At 39.0% G+C, this 6,198-nt stretch carries 6 protein-coding genes; 5 read left to right on the forward strand and 1 reads right to left on the reverse strand.

Annotated elements, in window-relative coordinates; translation table 11 throughout:
- Window positions 1-104 precede the first annotated feature (104 nt).
- On the forward strand, window positions 105-1,478 hold the full coding sequence (locus GQR45_RS21010; protein ID WP_096058041.1) for an IS4 family transposase: 1,374 nt from the start codon (window positions 105-107) through the stop codon (window positions 1,476-1,478).
- 43 nt (window positions 1,479-1,521) lie between these two features.
- On the opposite strand, the gene GQR45_RS21015 is transcribed toward GQR45_RS21010, so the two are convergent.
- Window positions 1,522-3,492: an AsmA family protein gene (locus tag GQR45_RS21015; protein WP_007584647.1), complete on the reverse strand. Its 1,971-nt coding sequence runs from the start codon at window positions 3,490-3,492 to the stop codon at window positions 1,522-1,524.
- Window positions 3,493-3,724: 232 nt separating this feature from the next.
- On the opposite strand from GQR45_RS21015, the gene GQR45_RS21020 reads away from it, so the two are divergent.
- From GQR45_RS21020 to GQR45_RS21035, 4 genes are all read left to right on the forward strand, one after another.
- Window positions 3,725-4,144, forward strand: coding sequence for a hypothetical protein (locus GQR45_RS21020; RefSeq protein WP_165726924.1), 420 nt, complete (start codon window positions 3,725-3,727; stop codon window positions 4,142-4,144).
- Window positions 4,145-4,152: 8 nt separating this feature from the next.
- A complete protein-coding gene (locus GQR45_RS21025; protein ID WP_165726925.1) occupies window positions 4,153-4,353 on the forward strand; it encodes a helix-turn-helix transcriptional regulator in 201 nt (66 codons plus the stop codon).
- A gap of 155 nt (window positions 4,354-4,508) precedes the next feature.
- Window positions 4,509-5,672: a hypothetical protein gene (locus tag GQR45_RS21030; RefSeq protein WP_165726926.1), complete on the forward strand. Its 1,164-nt coding sequence runs from the start codon at window positions 4,509-4,511 to the stop codon at window positions 5,670-5,672.
- 226 nt (window positions 5,673-5,898) lie between these two features.
- The coding region (locus GQR45_RS21035; RefSeq protein WP_165726927.1) for a helix-turn-helix domain-containing protein at window positions 5,899-6,198 on the forward strand (300 nt) is incomplete at its 3' end.

Genomic DNA, 6,198 nt, shown 5'->3' on the forward strand with positions numbered 1-6,198 from the left:
GCTGTCTCTTATACACAAATCCCTGCTAAGAAATTAGCGGGGATTTTTTTGAACTAAATCTCAATGTCATGATCAGATCTTCAAATCTTGTTTGAGGGCACATTATGATTAACGAACATACTCATTGGGCAAAACAACAATTCGGTAAATCGGACTTAGGTGATCCAAGAAGAACAGCGCGTCTGGTAAAGTTAGCATCAACGCTTGCAAATGAACCAGGAAAACCACTTGTGAACATCACTCAATCCCCCGCCGATATGGAAGGTGCCTACCGCTTTATTCGCAACGAGAATATTGACGCAACGGCTATAGCAGAGTCAGGCTTTAAAGCCACGGTTGAACAAGCAAAAAGTCATAACTTATTACTCGCATTAGAAGACACGACCACACTAATTTATAAACATTCCTCCATTCGAGATGATTTGGGTCATGTCGGACGAGGAGCAAAACAACGAGGCTTGTTAGCTCATAGCGTATTACTGTTTGCGCCAGACACAAAGCAAGTTGTGGGATTAATTGAACAGTCTCGCTGGAGTCGTGATATCAACACGATTGGAAAAAGAGAAAAACACGCGACGACTTCTTACGAAGAAAAAGAAAGTTACAAGTGGGAGTCAGCGTCACGAGCGATGGCAGAGCGGCTGCAAGGACAAATGGCGAACGTGATATCGGTGTGTGACCGCGAAGCGGACATCTACGAATACTTGCAGTATAAACTGAGCGAGCAGCAACGATTCGTCGTACGCTCGATGCAAAGTCGTCATATTGAAGAAGGTGAGGATAAGCTCTATGCGTTTGCAAGCGAGCTGATGAGTGCAGGCACCAAACACATCCACATTGCACAAAAAGGAGGAAGAAAAGCCCGAAGCGCAACACTGGATATCACCTATGCGCCAGTGACACTCAAAGCGCCTTACAATAAGAAAGGACACTCCCTCCCAGTTTACTATGTCGGCTGTGCAGAGCGAGGAAACGCTGAGAACGGCTTAAGCTGGCACCTATTAACCAGTGAACCAGTCACCAGCAAAGAAGACGCTTTAGCTATCATCACCTACTATGAGCACCGTTGGCTTGTAGAGGAATACCATAAAGTCTGGAAAAGTGATGGTACGGATATCGAAAGTTTACGCCTTCAAAGCCAAGATAACATGGAAAGATTGGTGACGATTAATGGCTTTATTGCGACGCGAATATTGCAACTAAAGTTCACCAATGAGCAGCCTGATTCTCCAAGTTGTGAACAACTGTTATCTCCCAAAGCATGGAAGTTATTGTGGTTAAAGAGAATAAAAACACCATTGCCTGAAACTGCTCCAAATATGTCATGGGCGTATCAGGAACTGGCAAAGTTAGGAGGCTGGAAAGATACCAAGCGCACAGGGCGTGCATCTGTGAAAGTGTTATGGCAAGGATGGCTTAAGTTACAAGCCATCCTGGAAGGCTACGATTTAGCAAAATCTCTTGAGTCAGACTTGTGATCAAGAGACAGCTATATAAGTGCCTTGTTTTGACTATAGATGATTAACCGAATAAACCTTTTAATTTATCTTTAATCTTATCCTTTGCTTTGTCTTTGGCTTTTTCTTTTGCCTCATCAACCTTCTGCTTAGCTTCATCTTTAAGCGCATTGCCTACATCAAGCTTTATACCAACATCGTGGAAAGGCCCTTTTATACGTAGTGGTATTTTAAAACCAGTGCTGTCATCAGTGGTTCCCTGTCCTTCGATTGATCCAACTATGCCTGTAACCAAACGGTAATTAACTGTTGTTTGTGGTAAATCAACATCGCCTTCACCTGATATTCTAACGAGTGGGCTAATAAGTGATAAATCAGTATTTTTACCAACACCATTAGTAAAGTTAAAACTTCCTGTTAGTGCAGAGAAATCTGTTTGCTCTGATTCTTCAAACCCGGTATCCAGCCCTTCAGACGCAGCACCAAAGTTTCCTGAAATGAGTTCCTTACCTTTACGAACCATCTCAGCTATATTCGCACCTTTTACGGCTCCATCAGCAAACTCAAATCCAAGTTTTCCGTTAAGCGCACCAATAAACGACTTTTGACTTTGGCCAGTTGTGTTTAGGTTCCAATTTAAAGACCCCTTACCCATTAGCTTGTCAAAACCTGCCGCATCAGTTAATAGAGGCTGTGCATCTATACCAGCTAAGTCAAAGTTAGTTGATATTTTATAAGGTACTTGTTGTGCGTTTACATTGATAACGCCTTTACCTGACCCTTCATAAGCAGAAAAGCTATCTAGGCTTAGTTTTGCAATGCTATTTTTTAAAGCAACAGTAAATTGATTTGCGCCCAACTTAATATCGTTAGCTTTTAATCCACTTGAACGAATAACTACATTCGCATCTAGTGAATTTAACGCACTTAGATCAATTTTAGTGTCATCCCATACTATTGGCTCTGCAGGTTTATCATTTTGCTCTACTGGCTCTTCTTGTTTTGCTACTGCTTCAGGTAGGTACGGGTTTAAATCAAGCATACCTAAATCGATATCAGCATTTACAGCTAAACGCTTTCCTAGGTTAAGCTCGCTCTTACCTTTTATTTCCAATGCGTCTAACGTCGCAACTAAATCGTCTAAATTAAATTTCTCACCTGCTAGGTGCATTTTACCGTTTACACTGAATGCGTTAAAAGCATTGTCTTTAGCGTCTAACTCTACACCTTGCCATTTTGCAATACTTTTAACAGACTCACCGCTTAGTGATAACTGACCTTTAATATCTTGTCCTTGCCCAGCGATGCTCCCTTCGAACGTTAGATCAACTAAACGAGAATCTAAGGTTTGTTTAACATTAAAAGTAGCACCTTCAATTGCTTTAGCAGGAGTATCTAATTTTATATCAAGCTCAAAACGCTCCTGCATATAAGTAATACCCCCTTTTACTTCTAATGTTTTACGAAGTGATGGAAGTAAAATAGCGAGTTCTAAATCACTAATTTGTTGCTTAGCACCTGTTAGGCCATCTAGATAAGTAAATGTGCCGCCATAAATAGCAACCTCACCTAACTCAATATCAAAGTTATCTGGAAGCTTTATCGCTTCACCTGATTGGCTTTGCTCTTTAGGTTGCTCTGCAACTGCATCAAACAACTGCCAATTAGCTTTACCATTTTTGTCAGTTTCTAATAGGATATTTGGTTCGTTTATAACAAACTTATCTAATTTAAACTCACCACCAAATAATGAAAACCAAGGTATATGTACAGCAAGCTGTTTCATACTCGCCATATCGGCGCGCGAACCTGATTCCATATTTGCAAAATGCACGTCGTTAAGTTCTAACTTTAATGCAGGGAATACGCTAAGTGTTTTATCACCTTTAATAGTAAGAGTGCGCCCAGTTGTTTGTTCTACCTGCTCAGACACTTTATTAAAAATAGTATCAGTAGGGATTAAAAACGGTGCGGCAACAATTAGTGCTATACATAGTAAAAGTATTACACCTACAATTTTAAGTAAAGTTTTCATGATCGTCCTTTCAAACGTGCAAATAATGTTCTTATCATAGCGAGTGTTAGCCTTAAAATCATTGTCGTTCTGATAAAAAAGCTTTTTATTAGATATTACATTCTTATCCTGAATCAGCCCTGAAACATTTTGATACCTTTAGGTTACAAATAAATATTGACCCAATGAAACCTTAAGGTTACATTGATACCTACAGGTTACATATTGTAAAAATTTTAAAAGGAAATGAGCTATGTCTAATTACGATATTAAAAGTGAAGAAAAATTTATGGGTCAAAATGCATGGTTTTCATTATTCATGGGTATTACTTTATTAATCATTAGTGTTTACTCAATGCTTAATCAAACATCAGCCCCACTATTGTTTTTAGGAACTGCTGCTTTTTTAGGTTCATTCTTTATGTTTGTGATCAGAGGCGGGTTTACATGGAGAATGAAATACCACCTTACATATAAAGATGAATATTTAAATACCATCGACACTATTGCCTATAAACATGTTGTGCTTGGCTTACTTTTTAGTATGGGTGGCGTGTACTTACTCTCCGATACTTTTGCTTTAGAAGTATCTCACAGCATGATGGCTACATTTTACCTTGCTGTAATGAGTTTAATATACGGCGTATCAATTCTTTGGCAAAGCAAAGATTAGGAGCAAAAGTGCAAAATAAAATTGCAAAATACCGCAAAGAAGCAGGCCTTTCGCAACAAGACTTGGCTGATCTAATTGCGGTTTCACGTAAGACTATTAGTACAGTAGAAACGGCACGATTTACCCCTTCGGTAATAATTGCTCTAAAAATAGCAAAGCATTTTAATACCTCAGTTGAAAGTCTCTTTGTACTGGATGAAAATGATTGATACATGTTAAAGCATTAGTCTCATTTTATTAGCAAAAATACCGATTTAGTCACTTCAATTACAACGTATGGAGGACAGCGCTGTTGTTATTAGCGTAATTGCGCTAAAATAGACCAGCAAAAAAATATATATCTAAACCGGAGATTCTACAAGGCATGAAAAAACTGCTAATTTCACCGTCAAAAATGACGCTAGGCGAACAAGAAAATCAAATCTATCAGAACATTCTGAAGCAATCTTCAGAGTTAAGCCTTAACCTTATGGCCGTGAAAGTAGAAAACCACCCTGATGATTTTTTACCTTGGTGTTACGAATTGCTAAGTGCAAGCAGAGATCGTATTAACTACGATTTGCTAGAGCCACAGCAGTTACCAGTACTTAAGAAGCTACACGATCAGCTTATTTCAGCTATCAGCTTTTTACAGGTTAAAACTTTACGTATTGCTCCGTGGCCTGTTGTAAGTGTATTTGTAGAACAACACAAAGACGTTATTGCACTTGATGAACAGCTTCGTTTGGTAGACTACATCAAAAGCATTCGTGAACAGTCTCTTAAAGATATGATTCCTGAAGATTTACTTGCGTTTAGCGGTAAGCACATGGCATCACTTGATCCAAGCACATACAACTTTGACGTTGAATGGTTTGCATCTACAAAGAGTGCAAAGAGCTTCCATCAAATGCTTGGTGATTTACCAGGTGCTTTTGACGATGCACTAGTAAATATTCCACTTGAAGGTGATATTACTCAATACGAATATCAACAATTTGTTGCTGCTTATTCAAAAATATTCACCGACAACAACGAAAAACCAACACTTGCGCCTGCAACACGACTGCTTGCAATGCGTCGCCCTGATTTATTTACTCCGATTACAAATAATCGATTAGATGCATTATGTGGTGCCCTTGGTGTTTCTAAACTTAAAAATAGTGATTTTGAGCGTTACTGGCAAGATATCGTAAAAGGTATTCAAGCTATGTCATGGTATAAAATGGCTAAACCTAGTAACGAGTTAGAAGAACAATTGGTTGCTATTAAAGCATTAATTCCATGTTTCTTTCACTACGCTGATGCTAAAACACCAGATAACTCTAACTACATTAAACTGCTAACCAAGCCTAAACGTACTACAACTACAACAGGTAAAACTCAGCGTAGAGGTAAAGAGTCTGCAGAAATTTTAGTAGACCGTGCTCTTGCTGCTGACGATATTCCTGAACACATTCGCAGTAAACGTGATTCAATTGTGAGTGAAGTACAAAAAGGTCGCAGCGTAAACGAAACAATTAGCCTTATGCGCACTATATTCGGTTAAAGCCTTCTAATTTAGCCGTGCTTTTATAGTGCGGCTAGGTTAATTTATGCACCAGCAGTGTGCGCAACATCTTTCCTCATGTTATATCCCCATCCTATTCATAAAATTCAAACTCATGTTTTTAATACACCTAGATTCAAATTGTAAGTGCATAACTTGTTTTGGCTAGATTAAGTGGTCAGTTGCTCATAAGCTAACTGCTTTTTCTCCGGCAAGAGATTTTACAATGAGACATTACAAACAACTGACCTATGCGCAAAGATGCCAGATCGCCGTTCTAAAGAAAAGCGGTTTTACGCAACAAAGTATTGCTGAGCTAACTAATTTATCGCAATCTACGATTTCAAGAGAGCTTTCTAGAAATACAGGTAAGCGAGGTTACAGACACAAACAAGCTCATGAGCGGGCTTTGTTTCGCCGAAGAAGTGTAAGAAAACCGCTTAAGATGACACCTGAAATGATAGCTTTAATTACCCAGAAGCTTAATGAGAAGTGGAGTCCTGAACAAATAACGGGATGGTTACGC

It is taken from the genome of Pseudoalteromonas sp. SA25 (assembly GCF_011378705.1).
GTDB classification, from domain to species: domain Bacteria; phylum Pseudomonadota; class Gammaproteobacteria; order Enterobacterales; family Alteromonadaceae; genus Pseudoalteromonas; species Pseudoalteromonas arctica.

What these genes read in the sequence shown, in the direction of transcription:
- GQR45_RS21010 (WP_096058041.1), top strand. Translation starts at nt 105, where the DNA reads ATGATTAACGAACATACTCATTGGGCAAAACAACAATTCGGTAAATCG.
- GQR45_RS21015 (WP_007584647.1), bottom strand. Translation starts at nt 3,492, where the DNA reads ATGAAAACTTTACTTAAAATTGTAGGTGTAATACTTTTACTATGTATA.
- GQR45_RS21020 (WP_165726924.1), top strand. Translation starts at nt 3,725, where the DNA reads ATGTCTAATTACGATATTAAAAGTGAAGAAAAATTTATGGGTCAAAAT.
- GQR45_RS21030 (WP_165726926.1), top strand. Translation starts at nt 4,509, where the DNA reads ATGAAAAAACTGCTAATTTCACCGTCAAAAATGACGCTAGGCGAACAA.